The organism is Enterovibrio norvegicus FF-33 (assembly GCF_000286835.2).
GTDB classification, from domain to species: domain Bacteria; phylum Pseudomonadota; class Gammaproteobacteria; order Enterobacterales; family Vibrionaceae; genus Enterovibrio; species Enterovibrio norvegicus_A.
Window position 1 is genome coordinate 1,491,100 of the sequence record NZ_AJYD02000038.1, and the last position, 24,946, is coordinate 1,516,045.

General features: G+C 45.7%; 27 protein-coding genes. 17 read left to right on the forward strand and 10 right to left on the reverse strand.

What is annotated here, in order from left to right:
* Positions 1-17 precede the first annotated feature (17 nt).
* Genes A1OO_RS14930 through A1OO_RS14940 form a run of 3 tightly spaced genes read left to right on the forward strand, consistent with a single transcriptional unit; the run spans position 18 to position 1,671 of the window.
* Complete coding sequence (locus tag A1OO_RS14930) at positions 18-536, forward strand: DUF2878 domain-containing protein (protein WP_017003482.1); 519 nt, start codon at positions 18-20, stop codon at positions 534-536.
* Positions 500-1,144: a hypothetical protein gene (locus A1OO_RS14935; protein WP_016958699.1), complete on the forward strand. Its 645-nt coding sequence runs from the start codon at positions 500-502 to the stop codon at positions 1,142-1,144. The genes A1OO_RS14930 and A1OO_RS14935 overlap by 37 nt, the downstream gene beginning before the upstream one ends.
* 2 nt (positions 1,145-1,146) lie before the next feature.
* Positions 1,147-1,671, forward strand: coding sequence for a DUF3833 domain-containing protein (locus A1OO_RS14940; protein WP_016958700.1), 525 nt, complete (start codon positions 1,147-1,149; stop codon positions 1,669-1,671).
* Here the strand turns inward: A1OO_RS14940 and A1OO_RS14945 are convergent.
* Complete coding sequence (locus tag A1OO_RS14945; protein WP_016958701.1) at positions 1,668-3,302, reverse strand: DUF2813 domain-containing protein; 1,635 nt, start codon at positions 3,300-3,302, stop codon at positions 1,668-1,670. The genes A1OO_RS14940 and A1OO_RS14945 overlap by 4 nt on opposite strands.
* Positions 3,303-3,570: 268 nt before the next feature.
* Between A1OO_RS14945 and A1OO_RS14950 the strand changes: the two genes are divergently transcribed.
* Both A1OO_RS14950 and A1OO_RS14955 read left to right on the forward strand, forming a co-directional pair.
* On the forward strand, positions 3,571-4,476 hold the full coding sequence (locus tag A1OO_RS14950) for a LysR family transcriptional regulator (protein WP_017003483.1): 906 nt from the start codon (positions 3,571-3,573) through the stop codon (positions 4,474-4,476).
* A 30-nt stretch (positions 4,477-4,506) separates the two neighbouring features.
* A complete protein-coding gene (locus A1OO_RS14955; protein ID WP_016958703.1) occupies positions 4,507-4,821 on the forward strand; it encodes a Dabb family protein in 315 nt (104 codons plus the stop codon).
* 100 nt (positions 4,822-4,921) lie between these two features.
* On the opposite strand, the gene A1OO_RS14960 is transcribed toward A1OO_RS14955, so the two are convergent.
* Positions 4,922-7,603, reverse strand: coding sequence for a bifunctional acetate--CoA ligase family protein/GNAT family N-acetyltransferase (locus tag A1OO_RS14960; protein WP_016958704.1), 2,682 nt, complete (start codon positions 7,601-7,603; stop codon positions 4,922-4,924).
* A 258-nt stretch (positions 7,604-7,861) separates the two neighbouring features.
* Between A1OO_RS14960 and A1OO_RS14965 the strand changes: the two genes are divergently transcribed.
* Together A1OO_RS14965 and A1OO_RS14970 are read left to right on the forward strand one after the other, a co-directional pair.
* Complete coding sequence (locus A1OO_RS14965; protein WP_016958706.1) at positions 7,862-8,431, forward strand: SPOR domain-containing protein; 570 nt, start codon at positions 7,862-7,864, stop codon at positions 8,429-8,431.
* 266 nt (positions 8,432-8,697) lie between these two features.
* Positions 8,698-9,699: a D-alanine--D-alanine ligase gene (locus tag A1OO_RS14970; RefSeq protein ID WP_017003484.1), complete on the forward strand. Its 1,002-nt coding sequence runs from the start codon at positions 8,698-8,700 to the stop codon at positions 9,697-9,699.
* On the opposite strand, the gene A1OO_RS14975 is transcribed toward A1OO_RS14970, so the two are convergent.
* Positions 9,696-10,658, reverse strand: coding sequence for a tyrosine-type recombinase/integrase (locus tag A1OO_RS14975; protein WP_017003485.1), 963 nt, complete (start codon positions 10,656-10,658; stop codon positions 9,696-9,698). The genes A1OO_RS14970 and A1OO_RS14975 overlap by 4 nt on opposite strands.
* 224 nt (positions 10,659-10,882) lie before the next feature.
* Here A1OO_RS14975 and A1OO_RS14980 point away from each other — a divergent pair, with 224 nt between their 5' ends.
* From A1OO_RS14980 to yciH, 3 genes are all read left to right on the forward strand, one after another.
* Positions 10,883-11,236, forward strand: coding sequence for a DUF3319 domain-containing protein (locus tag A1OO_RS14980; RefSeq protein WP_016958709.1), 354 nt, complete (start codon positions 10,883-10,885; stop codon positions 11,234-11,236).
* A 139-nt stretch (positions 11,237-11,375) separates the two neighbouring features.
* Complete coding sequence (locus tag A1OO_RS14985; RefSeq protein ID WP_026023882.1) at positions 11,376-11,714, forward strand: DUF3319 domain-containing protein; 339 nt, start codon at positions 11,376-11,378, stop codon at positions 11,712-11,714.
* 77 nt (positions 11,715-11,791) lie between these two features.
* Positions 11,792-12,118: a stress response translation initiation inhibitor YciH gene (gene yciH / locus A1OO_RS14990; RefSeq protein ID WP_016958711.1), complete on the forward strand. Its 327-nt coding sequence runs from the start codon at positions 11,792-11,794 to the stop codon at positions 12,116-12,118.
* 123 nt (positions 12,119-12,241) lie between these two features.
* Here the strand turns inward: yciH and A1OO_RS14995 are convergent, their stop codons facing one another.
* Entirely contained in the window at positions 12,242-13,753 is a 1,512-nt protein-coding gene (locus A1OO_RS14995; RefSeq protein ID WP_016958712.1) for an alanine/glycine:cation symporter family protein, read from the reverse strand.
* Between the two features lie 679 nt (positions 13,754-14,432).
* On the opposite strand from A1OO_RS14995, the gene A1OO_RS15000 reads away from it, so the two are divergent.
* A complete protein-coding gene (locus A1OO_RS15000; protein WP_016958713.1) occupies positions 14,433-14,960 on the forward strand; it encodes a hypothetical protein in 528 nt (175 codons plus the stop codon).
* 59 nt (positions 14,961-15,019) lie between these two features.
* Here A1OO_RS15000 and A1OO_RS15005 read toward each other — a convergent pair whose 3' ends face one another.
* Positions 15,020-16,831 (reverse strand): PLP-dependent transferase, encoded by a 1,812-nt coding sequence (locus tag A1OO_RS15005; protein WP_016958714.1) that lies wholly within the window; start codon positions 16,829-16,831, stop codon positions 15,020-15,022.
* A 176-nt stretch (positions 16,832-17,007) separates the two neighbouring features.
* Between A1OO_RS15005 and A1OO_RS15010 the strand changes: the two genes are divergently transcribed.
* The 3 genes from A1OO_RS15010 to A1OO_RS15020 all read left to right on the forward strand — a co-directional run bounded on the left by A1OO_RS15010 (position 17,008) and on the right by A1OO_RS15020 (position 18,458).
* Positions 17,008-17,472, forward strand: coding sequence for an Lrp/AsnC family transcriptional regulator (locus A1OO_RS15010; RefSeq protein ID WP_016958715.1), 465 nt, complete (start codon positions 17,008-17,010; stop codon positions 17,470-17,472).
* A 102-nt stretch (positions 17,473-17,574) separates the two neighbouring features.
* The gene (parS, locus tag A1OO_RS15015) at positions 17,575-17,997 is read left to right on the forward strand and encodes a type II RES/Xre toxin-antitoxin system antitoxin (RefSeq protein ID WP_016958716.1); all 423 of its coding nucleotides are present in this window, start codon (positions 17,575-17,577) and stop codon (positions 17,995-17,997) included.
* Positions 17,997-18,458 (forward strand): RES family NAD+ phosphorylase, encoded by a 462-nt coding sequence (locus tag A1OO_RS15020; RefSeq protein WP_017003487.1) that lies wholly within the window; start codon positions 17,997-17,999, stop codon positions 18,456-18,458. The genes parS and A1OO_RS15020 overlap by 1 nt, the downstream gene beginning before the upstream one ends.
* Before the next feature lie 207 nt (positions 18,459-18,665).
* Here the strand turns inward: A1OO_RS15020 and A1OO_RS15025 are convergent, their stop codons facing one another.
* Entirely contained in the window at positions 18,666-19,010 is a 345-nt protein-coding gene (locus A1OO_RS15025) for a YajD family HNH nuclease (protein WP_016958718.1), read from the reverse strand.
* Positions 19,011-19,662: 652 nt separating this feature from the next.
* On the reverse strand, positions 19,663-19,878 hold the full coding sequence (locus A1OO_RS15030; RefSeq protein ID WP_016958719.1) for a DUF6500 family protein: 216 nt from the start codon (positions 19,876-19,878) through the stop codon (positions 19,663-19,665).
* A 155-nt stretch (positions 19,879-20,033) separates the two neighbouring features.
* On the opposite strand from A1OO_RS15030, the gene A1OO_RS15035 reads away from it, so the two are divergent.
* Positions 20,034-20,432, forward strand: coding sequence for an ACT domain-containing protein (locus tag A1OO_RS15035; RefSeq protein ID WP_016958720.1), 399 nt, complete (start codon positions 20,034-20,036; stop codon positions 20,430-20,432).
* A 43-nt stretch (positions 20,433-20,475) separates the two neighbouring features.
* Here A1OO_RS15035 and A1OO_RS15040 read toward each other — a convergent pair whose 3' ends face one another.
* A complete protein-coding gene (locus tag A1OO_RS15040; RefSeq protein WP_017003488.1) occupies positions 20,476-20,814 on the reverse strand; it encodes a hypothetical protein in 339 nt (112 codons plus the stop codon).
* A gap of 268 nt (positions 20,815-21,082) precedes the next feature.
* A complete protein-coding gene (locus A1OO_RS15045) occupies positions 21,083-21,571 on the reverse strand; it encodes a hypothetical protein (RefSeq protein ID WP_241819138.1) in 489 nt (162 codons plus the stop codon).
* Positions 21,572-21,870: 299 nt separating this feature from the next.
* Between A1OO_RS15045 and A1OO_RS15050 the strand changes: the two genes are divergently transcribed.
* On the forward strand, positions 21,871-22,152 hold the full coding sequence (locus A1OO_RS15050; protein WP_016958723.1) for a hypothetical protein: 282 nt from the start codon (positions 21,871-21,873) through the stop codon (positions 22,150-22,152).
* A 130-nt stretch (positions 22,153-22,282) separates the two neighbouring features.
* On the opposite strand, the gene A1OO_RS15055 is transcribed toward A1OO_RS15050, so the two are convergent.
* Positions 22,283-22,489, reverse strand: coding sequence for a hypothetical protein (locus tag A1OO_RS15055; protein WP_016958724.1), 207 nt, complete (start codon positions 22,487-22,489; stop codon positions 22,283-22,285).
* Positions 22,490-22,803: 314 nt separating this feature from the next.
* Between A1OO_RS15055 and A1OO_RS15060 the strand changes: the two genes are divergently transcribed.
* Positions 22,804-24,942 (forward strand): LruC domain-containing protein, encoded by a 2,139-nt coding sequence (locus A1OO_RS15060; RefSeq protein ID WP_017003489.1) that lies wholly within the window; start codon positions 22,804-22,806, stop codon positions 24,940-24,942.
* Positions 24,943-24,946: the final 4 nt, after the last annotated feature.

Consider the following 24,946-nt stretch of genomic DNA (forward strand, 5'->3'; position numbering starts at 1 on the left):
TAATCAGGGGGCAGAACATGCGTATTATCCTAGTTTCATTAGCATTTAACCTATATTGGTTCGCTGCAGTGGTTGGGCAAAACAGCTTTCTTCCTCTTCTTGTATTGGTTTTGATTGCGTCGATGTTTATTGACCGCGGCGTGATCATCGCCATTCCTCTGTTCGCATTGATCGGCATTGCTGGTGATAGCGTACTGATGTCTAGCCAATTCTTGGTATTCGATACGCCGTTTCTTCCTTTATGGCTTTGCTTACTTTGGGCGGGTTTTGGTGCTTATCTGTGGCTAATCAAAGATTGGATTTTAGATAAGAATATTGGCGTGTTGATTGGGGCCGGCTCTATTGGTGGCGCAGTGAGTTATCTCGGCGGTGAGCGGTTGGGCGCAGTATCGTTTGGACAGCCGTATTGGACAACAGTTGCCGTGCTGGCCATTGGATGGGCGGTATACAGCGTGTTGTTTCTATTGTTGTTGAAATACTTCCAGTCGAAGGGGGAAGTATGGTTTCTTTCACGTTCGGTTTCAGTAAAAAAATGACATTTCTTGGCTTGGCAGGTCCATTGGCGCTGCTGACGTCTTTGTCGTCCTATGCCTTTATTGGCTCTAGCACAGGGCAGCCTGCGAGCGTTGCCGTGCCGTTGACCAGTGCAGTCACGAAGGGGCTATCGGAAAACACCTCAGATAAAAAAGAGCAGTGGATGTGGTGGAAGCCTGTTGGTTCCGCTTCATTGTCATGGGGTTTCTGGAAAATATACGACAGTGAGCTTCGCACTCCAGCGGGAGTATATAATCCCGAATCCCCTCTGCCCTTGGCGCTGGTGATCACCTATGACCGGGATATCGATGCCGACGATTTGCTCGATGCGACCGTCGAACAATGGGAGCACCTTGGATTCTCTGCCGACACCATTGCGAGTTGGGATCCGCAAATGAAAAATGCGTGGCCAAACGTCAAAGAAGGCGATCGCCTTATCTACGTTCTGGAAAGCAGTGGCGGTGCATTTTTTTACCAGCCCAAACAAGGCCAGCCCAAACCGTATGCAACATTGAAAGACATACCTTTAGCCCAAGCGTTTGCTGATATCTGGCTGTCTCCGAAAACCGCTTACCCATCACTTCGTTTAGCTCTCATTGGAGGAAAATAAACGTGAGAAAACTCGCCATTATAGGGGTATTTTTCCTTACGCTCATCGGCTGCTCAAGCTCGATTGAAGATTACAAAAACACCACGCCAGCGTTTAACCTCTTTGAATATTTTGACGGAGAGGTCAAAGCTTGGGGGATGGTGCAAGACTATACAGGCAAACAAACTCGTCGCTTTGATGTTGATATCAAAGGTACGGTTGTAGGTAGCGTGATAACACTGGATGAAGACTTTTTGTTTGATGATGGTGAAACACAAAAGCGTATTTGGACGATCACTCGTCTAGAGGATGGCAGTTATCAAGGTACAGCGGGTGATGTGGTTGGTATCGCGTCTGGGCGTGAAGAAGGCAATGCACTCAATTGGGTGTATGACCTCAACGTTGACGTGGGTGACAGTACCTATGTGCTTACGCTCGATGATTGGCTATTCCGCCAAGATGAAAAGCGTGCATTTAACCTGACTTCGATGAGAAAATTCGGTGTAGAAGTAGGGCGAATTTCGATCTTCTTTGAAAAGCAGGACTAACCCGCACCTCTCGCCATGCCGATCACTCTTTGTAAAATCCGCCGTAGTAATAGCGGGATACCGTCTTCATGATGCTGCTCCGTATACGCAATAATCGCGAGAGCAGCATCAGGCTTAGCATACTTTTTTAGCGCTTTGCTGATGATTTTCTTCGGCGCAATATGATGCATGTTGTCATCAATGTTTGCCATTTCTCTAAACAACGGCTCGTAACCATGACGGAAAAGGTAGTGCTCGATATCTCGGTCGGGCAAGAGAGTCAGTCGATGGCTTTCTTGATCGCCATTCAGCATTTTCCGCGCGGCGTACGCGTATTTTTGTCCCGCCATATCGCCATCGGCAATCAGGTGCCATTCAATCCCCAATATAATCGCGAGCTTGATCAGGGGTTTAAGCCCACTTTGGGCAAATTCAATCAGTTGAACCCCTTCTGCTGACAGGTCATAACCTTGGAGCCTTGCTAATTCACTGAAAAGCCATATCTCGGTTTCGCCTTCGACCAAAAGCCAACATCGAGCAAACAATGCGCTTGGACGATGAAAGCGAACATGAAAAGACACGCGACGTTCCTCGTCTTTACTCAAACATCCTTTAGGCACTTGAAATGATTCTGTTTGCGTTGAACCTCTTTCTAAGCGCCGAATACTCGTGAGAGGAACGGCTGATAGTAAATCGCCGCTGTTTGTAGTGATGATTTTCTGCATTGGCATTAACGCAATTAAGCGCCAAGCCTGATTGAGTAACGTGGGGTGCAATCGGCTTTCAGGGTCTTCAAAAATCACAATTGGGCGAGCATTTGGCCTAAGTTGTTTTGGGCCGCGCGCGCGAACAAAAGTGCTAAGTAGTCCCATGAGTAACAAACGGCTTTGGTTGGATGTGTTACGCGCCACCAGTTCTAGCGGGTGAATGTTGCTGGCCCGCATGTTGAGGTGTCGTGACGGCTCAATATCTGAAGGTGACCGGTTGTGGCTATCAAACGCAAAATAGTGGTCGAGTAGCGTCCGCATGGCTTTAATGCCACTGCGCACTTCGCCTTTGTTCACATGCCCAGGCATGTGCTGTAATCGCTTAACCGTATTTTCTAACCGCTTTTCTAGCCGAGTTTTGTTGCCATTTAGGTCGAGTTCTATATCACGTAAACGACGCGCATCCTGCATACGAATAATGGGATGAAGCAGCGCAAGTTGTTTGGCGAGGTGTTGTTGGTTTTCCAGCGAAATGATGTTTCCGGTTTCATCAAGAAAATCGCGAGTGACGTTGATCTTCCCGTCGTCGTGCAATGCATTGATGTGAAAATCGAGTTGGCGAAGGCCTTCTTCATTGGTCTTGTTCCATACCTGATTGAACTGTCGGTAGCGACGGGCGCGGTGTTCACCCGAATAGCTTTCAACCCAGCGAAGAATGATTTGGATTTGATTCGTTTGCGCATTTCCCAATGTGTGGTCGATGTGAAAATCTTTGCGCTCGAATGTATAAGGGTCACCTGTAGAGGGTAACGAAAGAGACAGTGCATCCAGCAAAGAGCTTTTGCCCCACGCGTTCTCACCGATAAGGACCGTCACCTCGTCAAGACTGAGCGAAAGCCGTCGAATACCGCGAAAACCTGATATTTCAATACGATCTAACTTCATAGCCACCTCATTCCTAAGGGTAAGACAGATGAAGACACAGTGGCGATGTATTCATCACGAATTTGCGGATCAGGAAAAAATTTCTGTTCTCATTCAGTGGATTGTGCCAGATTGAGGCGAAATGAATATTCGCTCGTTATCTTCAGACGAATACTTATAGAGCTAAGTCAGGTCATGTACGTTGATGACAGTGTTGTTGCTGTCCTGGTGGCAAAACTAATCACCTGTCTTTAATAACCCTGACTCTATACAAGGAACGAGTATCACCATGTTATCTTTCGAAGCACTGCAGGTTCTAGACGCCATTGACCGTAAAGGGAGCTTTGCTGCGGCTGCAGATTCGTTGAATCGTGCGCCCTCGTCTTTGAGTTATCAGGTCCAAAAACTAGAACAAGAGTTGGACTTAGTGATTTTTGATCGTTCTGGACATAAAGCCGCGTTTACTGATGCTGGAAGATTGCTGTTAGAGCGAGGCCGGATACTGATCAATGCCGCCGATGAAATGGTTGCCGACGCCAAATCCCTTGCGCACGGCTGGGAGTTAGATATCACTATCGCGTTCGATGGCTTGTTAACCGCAAGACAGTTTTTCCCGCTGGTGGAGCAACTTGGTCACGAATCGAATACCCGTGTCCGGCTGCAAGAGGAAATATTGGCAGGGTCGTGGGAGGCGTTACATGATGATCGCGCCGACATTCTTATTAGCCCCAAGCCCCCAACGATTCCTTTAGGTGTCAAGGTTCAAGAGCTGGGCTATTCCGATGGTTACTGGATAGCAGCACCCGATCATCCTATTCACAAGCACAGCAACCCGTTTGATCCTGAAACGCGGCGTTTGTATCGCAGTATTTCTGTGGCTGACACCGCCCGCAGTGCGAAAACATACACCTTCAATATATTGGACGAACAGCCGAGGCTCACGGTCAGCTCCATGACAGAGAAGTATCACGCTATTCTTGATGGATATGGTATTGGCACAATGCCTTTATGGTGGATTGAAAAAGACATTGAGGAAGGGCGTTTAAAAGTGATTGAAGGGAGTGAAATTTACCAGCTCCATTGGGTGATGGCATGGAAGAGAAATCGAATGGGTAACGCGAAAGGCTGGTTGGTAAGACAAATACCGAAAGTACTAAAAATGATTCAACCTGTTCGTGAAGAAAACGTAGATTAGATTCTTGGTAATAATTGACGGAGCAACACCATGATCAGACATATCCTGCTGGTGAAATTTAAGCCCGAATCCAACGAAGCCGATTTTGGTGAGATCCGTGAAGAGTTTGCTTCCATGACAGAGCGAGTGGAAGGCGTGGAGTCTGTTGAATGGGGCGAGAATGATAGCCCTGAGGGAAAGAATCAAGGATTTACGCATGTCATTTTGATGACTCTGAAAGACGAAGCCGCCCGTCAGCGCTATTTGGTCGACCCTGAGCATGACGCATTAAAAGAAGTGTTTGGCCCGCATATCGAAGATATTATCGTGGTGGACTACAGCCTAGTTGCTGAATTGCACGACTAGCCAAGCGTCATTTCATACTCAAACGAACCAAAGAATAAAAGGCTGCATTAGTATGCAGCCTTTTTCGTTTAACGTTATTCTTGATAAGAAAATGAATTGGTTACAGCATCATATCCATATCAACGATGCCATCTTGTATTTGGACATCAATGCTGAATCCCACTTTTTGTGCCAAGGCGATCATTCCTGAGTTAGACGGCATGGTCATGCCGTTGATACGTTTTAAGCCGCTTTGGCGTCCGTACTCGATGACCTTGTCCATTAAGATCCTGCCCAATCCCATGCCTTTGAGATCAGAACGCACCAATACGGCGAACTCAGCATCCGTATGTGATGGGTTTGCCAGCGCACGTACTACGCCGAGAATTTCATCTTCGCCATTGGGCGCACGAAAGACCGCCACGAAGGCCATTTCACGGTCGTAATCAATCTGTGTGAGATTGGCTAAGGCTTCATGGTTCAACTCTCCGACATCAGAGAAGAAGCGCTTATACAGGTCTTCCACAGACACACGTTCCACAAAGGATTTATGGTTAGGTTCATCTTCAGGAAGAATAGGGCGCAGCAATATTTTGCGTCCGTCTTTGAGGGCCGCACTCTGCTCCAACTCTTTTGGATAAGGCCGAATCGCGAGACGAGTATTGGCGTCTCCTTCAAACGGTGACAATTTGATAGAAGCATCCAGAACGGTAAAGCTGTCGCCTGTGACAAGCAAGGGGTGGATATCCAACTCCGTGATTTCAGGGTAATCGATTACGACCTGTGACAGTGTCACTAAAAAGTGGCAAAGTGAGTTCACATCAATGTTATAAGGATGACCACGTTGACGTAATTTGCCCGCTTTGAGTGCACCAATCACTAGGTAACGCGCCAACGCCATATTAAGCGGTGGAATAGCAACGGCTGCGTCACGGTTTACATTCCACTCGCTGCCGCCTTCGCCCAGCAAAATGACAGGGCCAAAAACGGGGTCGTGACGAACACAAACCCTAAGTTCTTGCGAACCGGCACGGTTGGCCATCGCTTGAATTTGTAACCCTTCAATGCGTGCGGTTGGATAAGACAGCGACATACGATTGAGCATCAATTGGGCGGCATTGGCGACTTCGGTGGCATTGTTCAGATCGAGCATGACGCCGTTAACGTCAGACTTGTGAGCAATGTCTGGCGAACGTAGCTTAACGGCAACGGGATACCCCACTTGCTCTGTGATTTGAGCGGCTTCCGCAGCGTCAGCAGCCAACCATGTTGCCATTACATTGATGCCATATTTTGAAAGAAACGGCCTTGCTTCGTGGGTAGTCAATGAGGTTAATTGGCTGTCTAGCGCTTGCTGGATAAAGGCACGACCGCCTTCTACATCGTATTCGATCTGTCCAATGGAAGTTGGCGTTTCCATTAATTGTTTTTGGTTTCGACGGTATTCGACCAAGTGCATGAATGCGGTAACGGCACTTTCTGGTGTGCGATACGCAGGAAATCCTGCATGGGCAAAGGCCAAACGCGCCACTGTCGCGTCATCACTCTCACCTTGCCAATTGGTCAATATATTAAATCGTTTGGCGCGGGGGTTGTTCTTTAGCATTTCTGCCAGCGCTTTAGCGGTTTTCAATCCGGGAGCGGTGACCGACGGAGAATGAAGGATCAGCAAGGCATCTGCTTCATCACTTTCAAGTAAAATCTCCGTAGCTTTCTTGTAGCGCTCTATGTCGGCATCGCCAACGATATCAAGTGGATTGCCTTGCGACCAACTCACCGGTAACACTTTGCCGAGTTTTTCGATGGTTTCTTCGCTCAGGACTGCCAATTTGCCGCCCATTTCCATCAATGTATCCACCGCCATGACGGCTGGGCCGCCGCCATTCGAAATGATGGCTAATCGTTCCCCGCGAAGCGGCACTGAATGGGAAAGTGTTTCTACTGCGGCAAATAACTCATGCGTCGTATTTACGCGAAGCATGCCCGAACGTCGAATCGCGGCATCGTATGCACCATCTAGACCCGGCAAGCTTTCTGATAAGTGGGGGAGAGCCGCCGCACCTTCTGGCGTACGGCCGCTTTTTAACACCAACACACGACGGTTTCGAGATGCAGCACGAGCCGCAGATATAAATGCCCTTGCGTCCTGAATGTTGTCGATATAAAGCAGAATTGCATCGGTTTTGCTTTCTCGGCTCAGGTAGTCAAGCAGTTCGGGAAAATCGATATCACTCGCTTCCCCTAACGAAATAAAAGTTGAAAACCCAATGCGTCGGTTTCTTGCCCAGTCCAAAATCGTGGTACATACCGCTGCCGACTGAGAAACAAACGCAATGTTGCCACGGTTGGCGGGGATGGGCGAAAACGACGCGTTCAGATTTAGCCAAGGAAGGATTAAACCAAGACTATTGGGGCCGATAACACGCATGTCGTATTGCGATGCGATCTCGCGCATGATGTCGAATTCAGTACGTCCATCTTGGTTGATGCATTTTTTCATGCCCGCTGCCAAAATGATGGCAACCTTCACGCCTTTTTCCCCCAACTGACGAATAAGCTCACTGTTTTTATCTGCTTGTGTACAGAGTACAGCCATGTCGGGAATCAAGGGTAAGGCATTGATCGTTGGATATGCGAGAATCCCCGCGACAGCTTGATATTTTGGTGTGACAGGCATTATGGGGCCTTGAAACCCACCTGATTGGAGATTACGGATAATCACATTACCCGCACGGCCTGGTGTATCAGAAGCGCCAATGACAGCGATTGATTTTGGTTTAAAAAGCATATCTAGGCCGAGCATGTGCATCTCCTGAGGCATCTGAGGTTACTCGTTTATATCCTACAATGTTTCTGTTGGCGCATCCTGACCCATTAAGTCTGGCTGTGATCCGCAACGAAAAGACGCGTATTAAAAAAGAAATCCTTGTCATCTCAATCATTTTCGCAAAATGATGTGTGACATGTAGCAGATACTTATCAGAGTGCGCATCGTTTAAGTTGAATGAATGGATAGGTGCGTTCAGAATAGAAGACAGTGGCTCCTAAAAGTAGAATATTCATGAAGAAAATCCTTTCTATCGCATTTACCTTTGCGCTCGCTGGCTGTTCCGGTGGAGCCAGTACGACTCAGATTTTGACTCAATCTATAGAAGAAGAAGTGTTCCCGACTCCCCAATCTTCTTCTATTCCTGCTCCTGCAAAAAAAGCAGAAATGAATTCAGCTAAACCCATGCCAAAACCTGCATCTAAAGCAACAATGGCAGAAAATCCGATGAAATCTAAGCCTGCGGTAATCGCTAAACCTGCAGTTAAAAAGCAACCGGCAACGAAAAAAATGGCGGCGATGAGCGGACAAAATTACACAATACAGGTCATCGCACTTAGCCATAATAAAGGCTTCAATGAATACATGAATAAGTTGCCTTCGGACAAACCCGTTTGGTCGAACAAAAAAATGGTCGATGGTTTGCCGTGGTATACCTTGTTGTATGGTGATTTTGACTCGAAAACTGACGCGAAGCATGCGCTAAGCGCTTTACCAAAAGACATTAAGCAGTATGGGCCCTTTATTCGCTCTTTTGCCTCGATTAAATCGTCAGCAAACCCTGAGATGAAGCCGCTCAATTAACATTTCCCAAACAATCAAAAAGAGAGCAAATGCTCTCTTTTTTCATATTGATATACGTGTGGTAGCCACAAGCGTCCTGTAACCGTCGGGAATGCGACGAGTTTTTGCGCGATCACACAAAAATAGACAGATATTTGCTTTTCATTGGATGAAAGGGAGAAGGCGATTGTCTACTATAGGCGTCTCACCTTCCATGCGATGCACCGGATTGTGCAATTGAATTATGTTATCCCTGATCGAAGAATCAGGGCGAAGTAGGAATGGTCATGAACCCAACTCAAGTATTGCTGCTATGTGGCGGCGGTAGCGCTGAACATGAAGTGTCTCTCGTATCGGCGAACTATCTGGAATCAGAACTGACGTCATTACCCTCAGTGTCTGTTGTTCGCGTTGAAATCACAAAAGACGAAGGCTGGAAAGATAGCGAAGGCCAAGCTTGTCGGCTGAACTTAGATAAAACACTGACCGTTGGCGATAAAATTATTGCCATTGATTATGTGGTGCCTTGTATTCACGGTTACCCGGGCGAAACTGGTGATATCCAATCATTGCTTGAACTTGCTGGCTTGCCTTATATGGGGTGCGACCCTTCAGCCAGTATCGTTTGCTTCAATAAAATCACATCAAAATTGTGGTTTGATGCCATTGGTATCCCTAATACACCGTACGTGTTCTTGACTGAAAACAGTGCCGACAGTGTATTGAAAGCCGAAGAGGCGTTTGAACGCTGGGGGGCAATATTCGTTAAAGCGGCTTGCCAGGGCTCTTCTGTTGGCTGCTTTAAGGTGTCAGAAAAAGAATCGATCAAGGATGCTATCGAGCAGGCATTTACCTTTTCCAATCAAGTTTTGGTCGAGAAGGCTGTTCGCCCACGTGAGCTAGAAATTGCGGCGTATCATTTTAACGGAGAAGTCGTGGTGACTAATCCGGGTGAGATTCGTTGCCCTGAAGATACCTTCTATACCTATGACGAAAAATACAGCACGGCAAGTCACAGCTTAACAACGTTAGAGCCGGATAACCTGACTGACGAGCAAATCGCGAAGATGCGTGAATACGCGAAGAGAGCCTTTGTTCATTTGAAGTTAAAAGACTTGTCCCGGATTGATTTCTTTCTAACCACTGATGGTGAAGTGCTATTAAACGAAATCAATACCTTCCCAGGAATGACACCGATTTCTATGTTCCCGAAATTGGTCGAGCATAATGGACACACGTTCTCAGATTATCTGGCGAGCTGCATCCAAAGTGGTATCAACAGCGGTTAATCTTTCTCTATCTTGCGCTTGAACTGCTCCATAGCCTCGTTCTTTGCCTGCTTATTCCCCACATATTGAGCTGGCATAGCGGGGCTTTTCCATCTTCCTTGCTGTTGAATTTCCTTAATTGATTTACCTGAATCTGATAAATCCACACTGGCACCTACACGTGGAGATTGCCCTGAGAACGTCAGCGTGCTTTCTAAACCCAGCTCAGTGGCAGCACGTCGGAACACGCGGTAAATAGAGGAGTGATCCATCGGCAAGTCACCCAGCTGTTCATGCTTGTTGATGCGACGCAGCAACGGGCCATCGGCAATGCCGGATACTAAAAACCAATGATCAATCAGCTCACCTGCTTCCGGGCTGAGCTCGATACGCTGATCATCAACCACCAACATATAACCCTCTGCGTCTTTTTGTATCGAATGACAAGTCAATGCCGCGAGTTCGCTTCTTTTCAGCATACCCTCAAAGCACAGCGTCCAAATAAGTAGGTCGCGAATATCTTTCAATCGGTCGCTGCTTCCCAATTTCTGCTGTAATGCGTTCAAATGGGAAAGGTGAAACGCATTGGCCTGCGCGGCATCATCAGCTTTTTCTGAATACAGTCGATTAAGGGTAAATCGGACTTCTCTGTGGCGAGTAGGGTCAGGTAAACCATGAACACGGTGTAGTAGCGAAATAGTAATGACGTAGCGTTTGATACTGGATATTTTACGTGTTTTTGATCTGTGTTCAATGAAGCGTCTAACCGCCGTGACCGCCGCGGGGAGCGCAGAGACATTGACCTCTTTGCAATAATCGACAAAGGTTTGCCAGTCATTTTGAAAGCTAAGTACGGAGTTATGACTGTACAGATTCATCGTCAGAGATTTCCAGTGTGCCAAATCAACATGGCCAGCTTTAAATTGCATGATGCTTTGTTTGTTTTCTTCTGGATTTGCGATGGGTTCAATCTTTTTCATTCTATAGCGCACTATAACTTATCATTTGAATAGATCTATTATTCCACCTAATTGAGGTTTAAAGAAGAGGGATGATCACATAACCCTTTAATGAAATGTCAGTTTTTCTGGCGGGTCAAAGACGGAAACTTGGCACTTGCTGTTAATCTGGTCTAATTTACATAGTGAAACGCAATTTTGTTGCAGTTGTTTCTTTTATATGTAAATAGACAGAGGTGTCGCTGGTGAAAAAGCGCCTATACCATCGTGGTTATAACGTCGAATTGAACGACGAAAACAAAGAAGAATACAGTGCTCGAGTCGGGGGAAAGCGCATACTTGGTTCACTGCTGGGTGTTAAGCAATCCATCGATTGGTGGAGCGACACTAACATTTTGCGCTTGCCTGAAGAGTTTGATAAGCAAGACTTCGTTGATGCCAAAGAGAAAAAAATTGAAGAATATAAAGGCATTCAAATCATGAACGACTCTGAAGATGATGATAAGGCCTGGTATATGATCATCAAAGGGAATCTGCTAAAAGGTTCACTTCCAGCACTTAAGCAATTCGTAGATAAAAAAGTCGTTACTAAGACTTAACCACATCGCTATCAAGGCGTTATCGCCTTGTAATAAAATCATTTTTTTTGGGTCAAAATCACAATTATTGTCGTCAAATCCTGCTGTATTCATTAATATCCTCGCTATAAGAAAAAGCAATAATAGATACGGGAAACCAATGAAAAAGCGGTATTCACATCGTGGACATTCCATCGAGTGCAGAGATGATATCTATACATCACTCGTCGGTGGTAGAACAGTATCAGGAAGTATGCTGGGCATTAGACAGTGTATAGATTGGTGGTGTGACACGCGTATATTCCGCCGTCCGGCTGAATTTGAGCGTCAAACGTTCGGCACGCCACAAGCCCACTCAGCAGAAACGTATCGAGGTATTCAGATCATGAGTGATGAGAAGCAACCAGGCCTTTGGTACATTCTTGTTCGTGGTCAGCTTCTCAAAGGTCCATTGCCTAAAATTAAGCAGTATATCGACACTCACTCACTATCTCGTTGATTGCGAAATCACTATACGTGTTCAATCCCAAGACTTTTGATACCATACGCGCATTGTGACGCGTCAAAGAGTGGATTATGAAAAACGATAACAGCCGTTTGGTGTATTCGACAGAAACCGGGCGAATAAAGGAAGAAGTGCAAGCGCCTCAGCGTGATAAAGGCGATGGTATTGTCCGTATTCAACGCCAGACTAAAGGCCGAAAAGGAAAAGGTGTGTGTCTGGTGACTGGGCTAGATATGGATGACACTCAACTAAAGCTCGTTGCTGCGGATTTAAAGAAAGTGTGTGGCTGTGGTGGTGCAGTAAAAGATGGGATCATCGAGATTCAAGGCGACAAACGCGATCAAATCAAAGCGTACCTTGAGAAGAAAGGTCACACGGTAAAATTGGCTGGCGGTTAAATCATTGGCTGGCCGACTTTAAGAGCCAAGTTATACATGACGAACATAAAAAAGAGATGCCATTTGGCATCTCTTTTTTCGTTGTACCGCTTTAGTTAGAAATACTAAGTTTAGATAAACGAATTATGCTTTGTGACGCACGATAGCACCGCTTTGCAGGCGTGCTAGGTAGTCATTCATATCTGTTTTGATTTCAGGAACCAAACGGTACAGACCAATGATGTTAATCAGTGCCATGGCAAAGATCATCGCATCAGAGAAGTCGATAACCGGACCGAGGTTCATGGAAGCACCAATCACAACGAACACGCAGAATATAACCTTGAAGATCATTTCAGCGCGCAGGCTTTCACCAAACAGGTAAGTCCAAGCTTTCAGGCCGTAGTAAGACCAAGAAATCATGGTAGAGAAAGCGAACAAGATAACTGCAATCGCAAGAACATATGGGAACCAAGAGATAGCGCTACCAAATGCAGCAGAAGTCAGCGCAACACCTGTCAGTTCTTGTCCTGCATGAAGCTGACCCGTGATGATGATCACAAGGGCAGTCATGGTACAGATAACAACGGTATCGATGAACGGTTCAAGTAGAGATACAAAACCTTCTGACATGTGTTCATTGGTTTTTACCGCTGAGTGAGCAATTGCTGCAGAGCCTACACCGGCTTCGTTCGAGAACGCCGCACGTTTGAAGCCCTGAATCATTGCGCCGATAACACCGCCAGCAACACCCTCACCAGTAAACGCACCGTTGAAGATTGCAGCAAACGCGTCACCTACGTGGTTCAGGTTAAACAGAATAATAACCAGTGCAGCACCAACATAAACAACGGCCATCAATGGAACGACTTTCTCAGTCACTTTCGCAATTGACTTGATACCACCGATGATAACCACACCAACAATGATCGCCATGATCAGACCAAACAACCAGCCTTTATCCGCGAAGAAAGACATGTCGCCGCCAGTTACACCAACCACTTGTTTAAATGCTTGGTTTGCTTGGAACATGTTACCGCCACCCAAAGCACCGCCGACCGCACAAACTGAGAATAAAACGGCGAGGGTTCGACCAAGTGCTGGGTTACCACGTTTAGCAAGACCCTTGCTCAGGTAGTACATTGGACCACCAGAAACAGAGCCATCCGGGTTTGTCTTACGGTATTTAACACCGAGAGCACACTCTACAAACTTGGTTGACATGCCGAGCAGACCAGCAAGAATCATCCAGAATGTTGCGCCTGCACCACCGATGGAAATAGCCACTGCGACACCTGCAATGTTACCTAGACCAACGGTTCCCGAGAGGGCGGTGGTAAGCGCCTGAAAGTGTGAGACTTCACCAGGTTCATTTGGATTGGTGTAGTCACCTTTTACGAGGCGAATAGCGTGGGCGAAACCGCGAAAGTTGATGAAGCCGAGATAGAGTGTGAATACGATTGCAGCAACTACAAGCCAGAGAACAATCCATGGCGCTTGTGCATCTACAAATGGTAGGGGGATGGTGGAGAAAATCATACCCACGAATGGGTTTACAATTGGCGCAACTATTTCATTGATTGCTTCGTCGATCCCTGCCGCAGAGGCTGAGCTCGCAAACAACGAAAGTCCAGCAGTCGTCATTATACGTTTCATTACCGAGTCCTTTTTCTTATTTTATATTGCTTTCAGTGTTACCCGACAGCAAGTGTGTTGCATACTTGTTAACAAGTATTGCGCTGCGGATTATTTCACGTATAAACATATTTGCAATATATTTCGACCCCAGCTTTTTTGCTTTTCTAATAGCTTATATAAGGCTCACACTTTTCTGATTTTATAATTATCAAATATTTCTTTACGCGAATTTTGTTGCTGTGCACGTTATTGGGCAATATATGCACCACAATGTATGCACGGATATATTCTCCGCTTGGCTGATGCCTCTAAGGTCTTGTTGTCATTGGCCTAGGTGTATTTTGGGTGAAATGTGTAAAATTTGAAGAGAGCATCGTAATTTTATTCTGAAAATACAAAGGCTAATTTCTCGCACTATTATTGTGCGGTGTGTATTGATTTTAAGACTAGATATAAATAATAGAAAATTAGCACTGTAATTAGAAAAGTACTACCCAGCAATTAATTAATAAATTCTCAAAAATGAGTCAAACGAAGCATAGGGTTTTAGTTCATCGCAAGTAAACTAATATTCAGTACAGCACGTTTGATATGGACACATTTCACTGCTTTATAGATATACATCACAATAAGAATATAAACCCAATATCAAGCCTATTCTAAGCATAATTAGTCAGTTGGTGGCATTCCTTTAATCATGATATTAATTGGAAAATTGAACTCGACATCAGGGCTATCGATAGCGGCATTTGCATTGGCGTGTGTTGTTGCTGCACTTGCGATTCGAGGTTACGCTGTATCTAACGAAAGCGCGCTGCACAGATACCTCCAAGTGCTGCCTTCAATTGCGTTAGAGATGATAAAAGCACAGAGCTCCCTAGAAGCGTCTGATGGGAAAGTGCTTGTCGAAAGTCAAATCATCATGCTTGAAGCATCATTCTCCAAGTTGTTGACACGTCAGTCGTCAAGCTTTGACCAGCGTCGATTGGCGATGAAGATTGAGATCCAAAGAAGCGAGCCTTCTACAACGGAAAAGATTGATAGAGAATTGCATCGTTTTGGTTTTATTGAATGTGAACCCGAAGCCCACTTGGGATCGCAGATGACGACACTGATGGAACCCAGCCAGTTAACCTCAAAGCAACAACCGCAGTATCAAGTCACACTTTGCTATCTCAATCGTGATGGCTCAATACTCAAATCCAGTGCGTCATCGACAAAGTAGCGATAACGCACGGGTTTGAATTGATGGTAGATACCGGTGCTGATTGCGATAACGTTACGTCATTGCATCAAAGTAAGATACGAAGGTAAATCCTCAACAAACCGCTGTTGCACATCCAAATACGTTTTACGATAGATATCGTCAATCATTTCGGGTGCTGGGAATTTTGTTGAGAAATCCGTGTGCTTGATGTCTATGGTTATCTCCGCCGCACGTTGCATGTGTGCAATGAACATGCGCGGATCTTCTAAACCCACAGCAATGCGTAACGTAGTCAGTTTTATTCCTGCATCCTCTCGCGCTTTACCAGACAACTCTGAATGGGTAGTCATCGCAGGGCAAAGTGCAACCGTATTGGTTTGACCCAAGCTAACCTGCATGCCGATCGCGGGTTCTAGCATATCGAAGAATTGCTTAAATGCATGCGGATCAATAGCGGGACGACCTGCTGAGCCTTCCATATCAATGGTAAACAGTGCTGCAGGCAAACCTAAGCGCATGTTGGACTGCATGAGCGGATAGTTCGGGCTCTCTGGCAGTGCAGGGCATGACACATTGATATCCGGATGAAGGTCGAAAACTCTGGCCAGTGTCAGCGTATTGATGGTTTTTTGAAGTACACGCAGCTCGTAGGTTTTCATACCATTCAATACTTCAAACGCTTTATCCGCATCCAAAAATGCACCTTTGATGTAGTAAACATTCCAGAACAAGGTGTTATCCCATTTAACCGTGCGAGGCGTACCATTTGGCGAACTAGTAGTGACGCTGTCACCTTTAGGGATAAACATATCTTCGTTACGACCAATAACCACGCCAGCAGTTGTTGTTCCTGATCCAGCCAGTTCTTTGGTGTAAGAATGAATCACAAAATCAGGGCGTTCCATTGGGTCTTTACGTTTCAATACTGGATGCAGAAATGGCGTCCCGACCGTCGTATCTGCAACAATTACCCAGTCCCGCTCATGGGCGGCGCGACTAATGCCAGCAACATCCAACACAAAGCCATGAGGGTTGCATGGGCTTTCGAGGTAAACGTATATTTTACGACCTTCGCTGATGCGGTCTGCATATTTTTCAGCGGCAGCATCTAAGGCGTGTGCAAACGCAGCGGCGTCATAACCATCAACCCATTCAACCGCAACATCAAGGTTGGAGGACTTTCGATACCAGTCTTGAAGCAGTTGGTATGAACCACCGTAGATATTGCGGGATGCCAATACGATGTCTTCACGTCCGAGAAGATGGCTGAGTAGGCCGTCAATGGCGGCCATGCCTGAGTTAAAATTCCAAGCCAGATATTGATCCGCCATATCGCCAGCCTCAATGTCGACAATATGATTGGCAAGGCTAATGGACGTTGGGTTCAGCAGGCGTGAGTAGATCTCGTGTAATGGCTCTCTACCGTTAAACGCATCTTCTACCCATTCAGTACAAGCAAATAGATAGGTCGCTGTTCTTGTTATTACAGGGCTGGCGGAGAATATCGCTGCCACGTTATCAAAGATAGGGTAAGCGCCTTTCGCAGCAAAGTGCCCGTTCTTAGTGGCGATAGATTGGTAAGTCGCTCGCATGGGGTTTTGCAGATTATCGAGGATCTTCGCTAACTGAAATGACAAGAATCGTTTGGCATTAAACCAAGCAATGCGATCGTTGCGGTCGAGATCCGCCAAGCCATCCATCGTGATAGCCCAAAGGTCATGAGTATGGTGATTCGCGCGATACAATGTCGTAGCCAGCTCAACCAGCGCCTCACCAAACTCGGAGCGAGTATCAATACCGAAGTGCTGTGCCTGTTCGATTGCCAGCGCTTCCGCCTGTTCGTGTTTGGTCGTGTTGCGCAGTGGACTGAGTTGCGTCGCCTTCTTCATGCTCTCTCCGTTTAACAATCTATGTCCAATGTCATGCTCTTAACTTAGCAAAGGTGGAGAGCTGAAAAATTGCCATTTCTGCTTGTTAAATGTTAAATATTGGCAATATCTGCCAACTATAGATATTTGTGCGCTATACCTTGATTGAATCATGGATAAATAAAAACAGGACTGCTATGGACATCAATCTCGATAACATCGATAAGAAGATTCTTAATGAACTGCAAATGGAAGGGCGCTTAACCAATCAAGAACTGTCAGACAGAGTGTCACTCTCTCCATCGCCTTGCTTACGTCGTGTTCGTGCTTTGGAAAAAAAAGGCATTATTACTGGTTATCATGCGGTGGTTGACCAGGAAAAATGTGGCTTACCGATTAACGTGTTTGTTTTAGTTAAACTCGAAAAACCGACCGAAGAAAACATGCTCAAATTTGAAGCATTGATTGATCATATGGATGAAGTGTTGGAGTGCTTCCTCATGACTGGCACCCATGACTATTTGCTGCATGTAGTGAGTGAATCACTGAAAACCTATGAGCGTTTCATCCGACGAGAACTCACACGCTTGCCCAACATTGCTGCCATTGAGTCCAGTTTTGCTTTTGGTCAGGTGAAGAAGCGTAGACGCTTACCTCTGTGACAACGTGTTAGCGTTTTAGCAGAGGAACACCAGTGCGACATATGGCGCTTTACAATACGACAAATGGCGCTCATAATTTAACCATTGTCGAGAGAGGTGTTTATGTACGCACAGCAGTTGATGTCACTTGGTCTTGTTAAAAAAGGGCAGGTGGTTAACCAAGACACGGAGCTAGAGATAATCCGACATGGCTTAACGGTGAAGCAAGCTCGTAAAGTCATGACAGAAATGGCCATGACCAGCGGGGAGTGGGTGTCATTGATTGGCCTGAGTCCACGAAGCCTTCAACGTAAAAGTGATACGGATTTACTCACGCCATCACAATCTGAAAAGACTCTCGCTATTCGTCGGGTTGTCGATCTGGCTATCGAATATTACGGCGACAAGCAAACCGCACTCGACTGGCTTAAAATGCCTCAAGTCGCGTTTGGCGGTAATGCCGCGGTTGATTATTTGGATACCAATACAGGCATTCAATACGTGGAGACCATTCTCAATCGACTCATGCATGGTATGACGGCGTAATGGAAGTTTTTCGATTATCGGTAAAGAAATTTGCCGATTTGAGTGGAATGGGGGGCATGTTTGGTTCTGGTCGGTGGCATCATAAAGGCCAGCCAATTCTTTATACTGCGGGATCTCGTTCATTGTCAGCACTTGAGCGTTTTGTGCATGAAAGCCCAGTGCAAATGCCAAACCTCGTGATGATGACTATCTATATTCCCGATGACCTGGCGATTCAACGCGCTAGCGAGCAAGAATTACCAACGGGCTGGGACGCAGTTCCTGATGCGGATGTTTCTCGAAATTATGGGACAGATTGGCTGCGAGACGGTAATACTGGCGTCATGCAACTTCCGTCAGCCATCATTGCCAGTGAATACAACTTCCTCATCAATCCCGTTCACCCAGACAGCACTAAAATAAAAGTCATCGATCAGCGTGATTTCTATTACGACAGTAGACTTAAGCGAATGATGCGATAGCAAATCCATGCTCATAAGGCTTATACAGTCAAAGACGCTTAGGGTGATGAAAGGCGTTAGTCTGTCAGCGTCGATAGAGCTTACAGTTGTGAATCATTTATATAGCAGCTAATTAAAAAGGCAGAATAGCGAGCCGTAAACTCAACCAATTCTGCCTGTAAATGGTGCCATTTATGAGTTGGAAAAATCAGTAAGCATGATGAATGCTTATTTTTTCAACAAATCCTTCAAATTGGCAAAAGGATTGTGAGTTGCAGACTGATGATCATCTTGTCCTGCTTTGATTTCTGTGCCGAATTGATGGTGATCGATGTATTTTGAATGCTCATGATCATGACAAAACAGACACAGTAACTCCCAGTTGCTGCCATCTGGCGGGTTATTAGTATGGTCATGGTCGACGTGGTGAACGGTGAGTTCACGCAAATTTGAGTAAACAAACTCTCGCGCACAGTGTCCGCATACCCATGGATACAGTTTCAGTGCTTTTTCTCGATAACCACTTTCTTGACGAGCATAGCTGGCACTGGTTCCGTAATAATCTGATGACATGTTGATTTCTTCTTATCTGTCTTTTAGCCTGCGAACAATATACCAAACAGCCACCCAGTTACCAATTTCCAAATCAAGGTTTTGCAAGAAGCACATCACATGTCTAGCGCCTTGACGAAGTCGAGCACTCCGCGCATCGCGCTAATAATTCCCAGAGTAAGAAGAAGCACCAGGAAATCCATTTCGTGGGAGGCTTCTTAATACGCTAGTAATTATATACTTTATGGTAAATAGACAGTTACGTTCAATAGGCTAGATCCAATGAGAAAAGAGAGGACTTGATGGCATGAGGGAGGCACATTTCACGCTACCGCATATCTTATTTAACATAAGATACATAATGCGCACTGAGAGTGTAAGAGCAAAGTAGTAATGTCCGGTTTGAGCAATTTAAAAATGTCCTCTAGTTCTTGATGAACAATTCGCTTCTGTGGACATAAACTGATGCTGATACCTATAAGTGACCGAGACATTAATCGATTCAAAGTACTTCAAGATGTTCGAGAACGACGACTTCGACAAATCGATGCCGCAGCGATCCTAAACATTACGGCTCATCAGGTTCGCCTTTTACTCTTTCCATTCATGAATATGCAGGAACGAGCTTGTCCATGATAGATGAACAATGAATGGCAAATTCATCCTCGTTTCACTAAAGCGTTTTTACCATCCCAATAATCTTCGTCGCCTTTTCGAAGTGGTCGAGTTTGTGTTTCTGTATCCACCAGGTGGCGGCTTCCATGAGTAACTCTGGGTTGTCATTCTTGTTGGCAAAGAAGGCGTAGAAAGAGACGCTCACGTTCTCTCCTTTGGTTTGGATTTTTTTGTTGCAGACGTTGATAACTTTTTCACGCAGTGATTCTCTCATGAAATTTCTCCAAAGTTTGTGGTTAACGCGAAATACTGTACATAAACACAGTTGCAACTAAAAGTGTCACTTCTTGTTTATTTGATCGCGCGATCCTTCTTTGTTTTTGGGTGGCACGCTATAGTGAGCAAATCAAACCGCATAGGAGAATGTGAATGGCTGGAATTATGGCTTTAGACGTTTTGTTGTCTTCCATGAAGCCTGCGCTGATGGATGGCGAATATGTTTTTTGTGTTGTACCTGGCAAGCTCGAAGATTATATCGGCCTAACTCCTCTAGCGACCTTTCAGGAAAGCGAAGGGTTAACGTTATTACTTGATAAGTCGGTCGCTGAGTCAAAGGGGCTCACTTTTGACTGCGCGTTTAAACAGATCACATTGACAGTGCATTCCAGCTTGGAAGCGGTTGGTTTAACGGCTGCGGTGTCGACAAAGCTGGCAGAGAAAGGTATCAGTGCCAATGTGATTGCCGCTTATTATCACGACCATATCTTTGTTCAAGCGGAGGTCGCGCAACGTGCCCTCGCCGCTCTGCAAGAATTCAACGAACACTGATCGCGTAAGCTTCTCGCCTTTGCCTAACTGTGTACTTCCATGTTCATCGTTTGTGTCTTGATGCAGTGATGGGCTTACCGTTGTTCAGAACAACAAAGTATTTACCTTTAATGAACGCACCTAGCAAGGTTTGACTGCTGACATCACGCCATGACTCTGAGAATGCATTCCCTTCGTCGGTCGCCGCTGAGAAGCCGTGAATATCGGTTAATTGGACGGTTTGCTCATATTTAAGGGCATCACGGCTAACAAAGCCGCCAAATGGAGAGTAAACAAGGCTACCGTCTTTGAGGTAAGCGGGGATCAGCGATGACCCGCCATGAAGTTTTGCGTCATGTAGTACGACAGATTTGTCGTTATGTTGGTATCGAATCGCTGGCATAATTAATAGTACTGTATATACATACAGTTAATTCTAGTCGAAATGAAAACTACGGCAAGTGCCGTGACGAAGCCTCCTTACTCTATTGATATATCAACGGCACAAAGGCAGAGAAAGTAAATCGGCTTCAATAGGACTTCACTCTTTGACGCAGGGTCACTCAATACATTGAATATGTGAGGTTCGTAGGGATTAGGTGCTATGTCTGATGTCTGCGCCCTTTGCGTTATTGCTATGGACACTGGCTTTGACCGTTAGGTAGAACGGATCAGTGTTGATCGAGAAGCATGATGATGTCATCCAGCATGTCTTTTTCCCCTTGCTTGTTTCTTGGGTAATCAAGGTCGACACCAATATCTTTGGAGAACTTACGGTAGTACTTAGGGAGGTGCGAGAGGATGTAGTCAGAGCACTCGGGCTGCTTGTTATGTATGAAGTTACTGATGATACGCTCGTAGCCGGCAACAACATCTTGAACCCCGTTATTTTGAACGAAGAACTCGTTTTTGTTGTCTTCTAAAAACCGAATATATCGGTTTTCAGTGAGATATTTATCGAGCAGTGCTTGTCGAATACACGACAACACGATCTTCGATGCCCGCTTGGGCTTGATGTCACCGCTGTCACGCAATGAGTCGAGAATTCTTTGCTCGAGGTAGTCGTGATACTTCTCATTATTAAAGAAATCACTCCCTACACGCTCGAAGAACGTCTCGTATTTTTTTTTCTGAATCCAGCTCGTCAGAATCCATTTCATAGTCATATCAACGCAGTTATCACCCGTCGCTAACCTATCATTATTCAGATCAACAACATCGCTTCGATGGAAAAATTTGCGTTTTGTGCAGCATTTTTAGATGCAGCCAGGTAAGAGTGTACACATCATCGCCAAAATATGTGTGACTCTTCTCTCTTTTGATTTCCTATTAGTCAACCTAGAGTGCGTCTGGTTGAGTATATTTGCGATCGTCATCATGTGAATAGGTTGCGTTTTGCTATCTAATAGTTGTGACATATTTCTGAAACATAAATGAAATTTGGATGCTAGGAGTCATCATGACGACATTCACCCTCGGCCGAAAAACGATCATCAATGAGTGCTCGTTGGAATATGATTGGGTTCGGCAGCAAGTGGCAGAAGGGACAGAAAGTGGGCTCATCATATCCGCGATACAGCGCTGCTTTGGTGGTGATGAAGAAACCGCGGGATTATTTTTTGATATTGCGATTGGAGAAAGTTCGCCAGGTATATTACTTGCTCATCTCAGCATGATAGGTTGGACAGCACATAGGGAATATGATGCCTACTCTGAGCCGCGTGATGCTTATTCGGCGTAATATAATATGAGTGATTCTGCTTTGTCAGCGTTAGCTTTTGATGATTGACAGAAAGATAAATAATAGCGTGGACAGCGCATTGTGCCCTGTCCACAGGTGTTCAATGTCAATGATGACCGTATGGTCTCAATTACTGTTTGAACAGTGCCATCACCATCGGCACAACTTCAATCCACACAAACACACCAATACCCACCCAAACAGCCAGCCAGAACAAACGGCCTAACCACGTATTGCGTGAGTGATAGCGGGCAGGATCTGGCTCTCCACATCCTGTACAAGCAAGTGCGCGCTTGGAGACTTGTTTTTCACAAACAGGGCAAGCAATTAATGGCATGGTAACTCTCTTCCTTCAGTAGTTATTTTATTTTCTGCAATGGTATTACGTCGCGACCATTCGCTCTAGCGCTTTTCGGCAAAATTATTTGGAAATCCCCTGCTGATGACCAGTAAACAACGAACAAGCATGAGATAAGCAGATTTCTCATTTTGAGAAACTAATCTCATCTGTTCCTCATTACGGCTTTCATTTTAGGAAACCTGATATCGTCTAGACTCAACTGAAACAGAAAAACACATAACTATCAATATATTGAAATATGGCATGGTTGTTGTAGTAAGAGAGAACCTCTGCATTGTTGGGTAGCACTTATGCGCAAATATCTATCGCTATTGTCTCTTGCTGTGTTCTTCTCGCTTGAAGCGCATGCTGATGTGCCTTTTGATACTTGCCCTAGTCAGGCATTTTTGTTCCAGAGTTCCCCGAGTAAATTGTACGGCGTGAATCTCGCGACTGGCGGGTACTCAGAACTCGCTGCAACGACTGGCTTAAATACACATATTAATGCGGTAGGCTTTAACGATACTGACAGATACATATATGGTTTTGACTACGATAACGTGAATGTCATCCGTATCGGTAAGAATTATGCGGGTGAACAACTCTCAGTGTCAGGGCTCCCGGAAGGCCAGCGCTTTATCAGTGGTGACGTGCATGACAACGTGTACTACTTGCATCAAAGAGCACTGGGCCTTTTCAAAATTGACCTTTCACCTCTGCTAACAGACTCCTCCTCCACACTGATAGCAGAAGCGATCGAGTCTAACTTGGGGACGTTAAGGGCATCAGACGTTGCAATCAACCCCATTGATGGGAAGCTCTATGCGGTTGATAACCCCAGCTATGACCTTTATCAAGTCGATTTATCTACCGGAAACGCAGAGGTCGTCACTAATATGTCCACTGATATTGGTGTGCCATCGGGCGGATTTGGCGCCATATATTTTGATGTGAATGGCAACCTTTACCTGTCACGAAATACGGATGGAAAAATTTTCCGGGTCGATTTGTCTGATGAAGATGAAATCGCCTCTGGAGATGTTGCTGTCGAGCACTTTGCTGACGGCCCTGCTTCCGCCCAAAACGATGGCGCACGTTGTGCCAACGCCCCTATTGTCGACGAAGATTCCACGATAGATTTCGGCGACGCGCCTGATAGCTATCTAACGTTGCTTGCCTCGAATGGCCCTCGTCATGAAATCAATACAGGCTATTACCTAGGTGCTATCGCACCAGACAGCGAAGGTGACGGCTTTATCTCACCACTTGATGACAATAAAGCAGGTTTTGCCGACGAAGACGGTGTTGGTTTTGTGACGACACTAGAAGCTGGCAATACCGCTATCGTTAGTGTTCAAGCGTCTACAACAGGTTATTTGTCAGCATGGATTGATTGGAACCAAGACGGTGACTTTGAAGACCTTAACGAAAAAATTATTTCAGATAATTTGTTAAGCGCAGGCACCAATGCTCTAAGCATTGCTGTGCCTGTAGATGCAGTTATCGGTTCAACCTGGTCGCGTTTTCGTTTCGCTGAAACCAGCGGGTTAAATTTCTATGGTGGCGCAACAACAGGTGAAGTGGAAGACCACCCAATTACGGTTATGGAAGACGGTTCATCACTACGTTATTACCCAAGTTCAAGTGGTTACGCCACAGTAGCGTATGAAGATAATTGGCCCAAAGAAGGCGATTATGACATGAACGATGTGGTTATTCGTTTTCGCGTAACTGAAACCCTTGACGAAAATGACAACATAACCCGAGTGCTCATTCAAGGCTATCTTGCTGCTTACGGTGCGGGCTATCACAATGGGTTTGCCTTTCGGCTTGGCGGTTTGAGTCGCACAGACATTAATGCCGCAACCACCTTAACGCACAATGCGGTAGTACAAGAACATAATGGCCTTGAACTCGATGCCAATGAAGCCATTTTCATTGTGTCTGATGATTTGAAGCAAAAACTCCCTTCAGGCTGCATGTATTACCGAACAGCACAACACTGTCATGAAGCCATCTCTTTTGAATTTGAAATTGATGTGTACTTTGACGAAAGCGTTGATACCCGTTCACTCATGTCTATGCCATATGACCCCTTTGTGTTCGCAACCCCCGGTGCGTATGTTCGTGATGGGCTTTGGTATAACCCTGGGCGCGGCCTTGAGATTCATTTAGCCGATCAGGAGCCTACCGAAAAGTTTGACACATATTGGTACGGTTGGTGGTCTGATTCGAGTGACCCAGGCAGTGACCGTTACTTTAAAACATCATCTAACCACCCTTGGGCGTTGCTCATTACGGACCAATGGAGTTGGCCACGAGAGCATGTTGACTTAGTTGACGCCTACGCTGAGTTTGCTGGCTATGCGGAGTCCGCAGGTAACAACAACGTTAATTGGTATCTCTTAGAGAAAGCCACCACTGATAAAACCTTTGCGCCTGAGGATTAATCCC

What these genes read in the sequence shown, in the direction of transcription:
- A1OO_RS14930 (WP_017003482.1), top strand. Translation starts at nt 18, where the DNA reads ATGCGTATTATCCTAGTTTCATTAGCATTTAACCTATATTGGTTCGCT.
- A1OO_RS14935 (WP_016958699.1), top strand. Translation starts at nt 500, where the DNA reads ATGGTTTCTTTCACGTTCGGTTTCAGTAAAAAAATGACATTTCTTGGC.
- A1OO_RS14945 (WP_016958701.1), bottom strand. Translation starts at nt 3,302, where the DNA reads ATGAAGTTAGATCGTATTGAAATATCAGGTTTTCGCGGTATTCGACGG.
- A1OO_RS14950 (WP_017003483.1), top strand. Translation starts at nt 3,571, where the DNA reads ATGTTATCTTTCGAAGCACTGCAGGTTCTAGACGCCATTGACCGTAAA.
- A1OO_RS14955 (WP_016958703.1), top strand. Translation starts at nt 4,507, where the DNA reads ATGATCAGACATATCCTGCTGGTGAAATTTAAGCCCGAATCCAACGAA.
- A1OO_RS14960 (WP_016958704.1), bottom strand. Translation starts at nt 7,603, where the DNA reads ATGCTCGGCCTAGATATGCTTTTTAAACCAAAATCAATCGCTGTCATT.
- A1OO_RS14965 (WP_016958706.1), top strand. Translation starts at nt 7,862, where the DNA reads ATGAAGAAAATCCTTTCTATCGCATTTACCTTTGCGCTCGCTGGCTGT.
- A1OO_RS14970 (WP_017003484.1), top strand. Translation starts at nt 8,698, where the DNA reads ATGAACCCAACTCAAGTATTGCTGCTATGTGGCGGCGGTAGCGCTGAA.
- A1OO_RS14975 (WP_017003485.1), bottom strand. Translation starts at nt 10,658, where the DNA reads ATGAAAAAGATTGAACCCATCGCAAATCCAGAAGAAAACAAACAAAGC.
- A1OO_RS14985 (WP_026023882.1), top strand. Translation starts at nt 11,376, where the DNA reads ATGAAAAAGCGGTATTCACATCGTGGACATTCCATCGAGTGCAGAGAT.
- yciH (WP_016958711.1), top strand. Translation starts at nt 11,792, where the DNA reads ATGAAAAACGATAACAGCCGTTTGGTGTATTCGACAGAAACCGGGCGA.
- A1OO_RS14995 (WP_016958712.1), bottom strand. Translation starts at nt 13,753, where the DNA reads ATGAAACGTATAATGACGACTGCTGGACTTTCGTTGTTTGCGAGCTCA.
- A1OO_RS15000 (WP_016958713.1), top strand. Translation starts at nt 14,433, where the DNA reads ATGATATTAATTGGAAAATTGAACTCGACATCAGGGCTATCGATAGCG.
- A1OO_RS15005 (WP_016958714.1), bottom strand. Translation starts at nt 16,831, where the DNA reads ATGAAGAAGGCGACGCAACTCAGTCCACTGCGCAACACGACCAAACAC.
- A1OO_RS15010 (WP_016958715.1), top strand. Translation starts at nt 17,008, where the DNA reads ATGGACATCAATCTCGATAACATCGATAAGAAGATTCTTAATGAACTG.
- parS (WP_016958716.1), top strand. Translation starts at nt 17,575, where the DNA reads ATGTACGCACAGCAGTTGATGTCACTTGGTCTTGTTAAAAAAGGGCAG.
- A1OO_RS15020 (WP_017003487.1), top strand. Translation starts at nt 17,997, where the DNA reads ATGGAAGTTTTTCGATTATCGGTAAAGAAATTTGCCGATTTGAGTGGA.
- A1OO_RS15025 (WP_016958718.1), bottom strand. Translation starts at nt 19,010, where the DNA reads ATGTCATCAGATTATTACGGAACCAGTGCCAGCTATGCTCGTCAAGAA.
- A1OO_RS15030 (WP_016958719.1), bottom strand. Translation starts at nt 19,878, where the DNA reads ATGAGAGAATCACTGCGTGAAAAAGTTATCAACGTCTGCAACAAAAAA.
- A1OO_RS15035 (WP_016958720.1), top strand. Translation starts at nt 20,034, where the DNA reads ATGGCTGGAATTATGGCTTTAGACGTTTTGTTGTCTTCCATGAAGCCT.
- A1OO_RS15040 (WP_017003488.1), bottom strand. Translation starts at nt 20,814, where the DNA reads ATGCCAGCGATTCGATACCAACATAACGACAAATCTGTCGTACTACAT.
- A1OO_RS15045 (WP_241819138.1), bottom strand. Translation starts at nt 21,571, where the DNA reads ATGAAATGGATTCTGACGAGCTGGATTCAGAAAAAAAAATACGAGACG.
- A1OO_RS15050 (WP_016958723.1), top strand. Translation starts at nt 21,871, where the DNA reads ATGACGACATTCACCCTCGGCCGAAAAACGATCATCAATGAGTGCTCG.
- A1OO_RS15055 (WP_016958724.1), bottom strand. Translation starts at nt 22,489, where the DNA reads ATGCCATTAATTGCTTGCCCTGTTTGTGAAAAACAAGTCTCCAAGCGC.
- A1OO_RS15060 (WP_017003489.1), top strand. Translation starts at nt 22,804, where the DNA reads ATGCGCAAATATCTATCGCTATTGTCTCTTGCTGTGTTCTTCTCGCTT.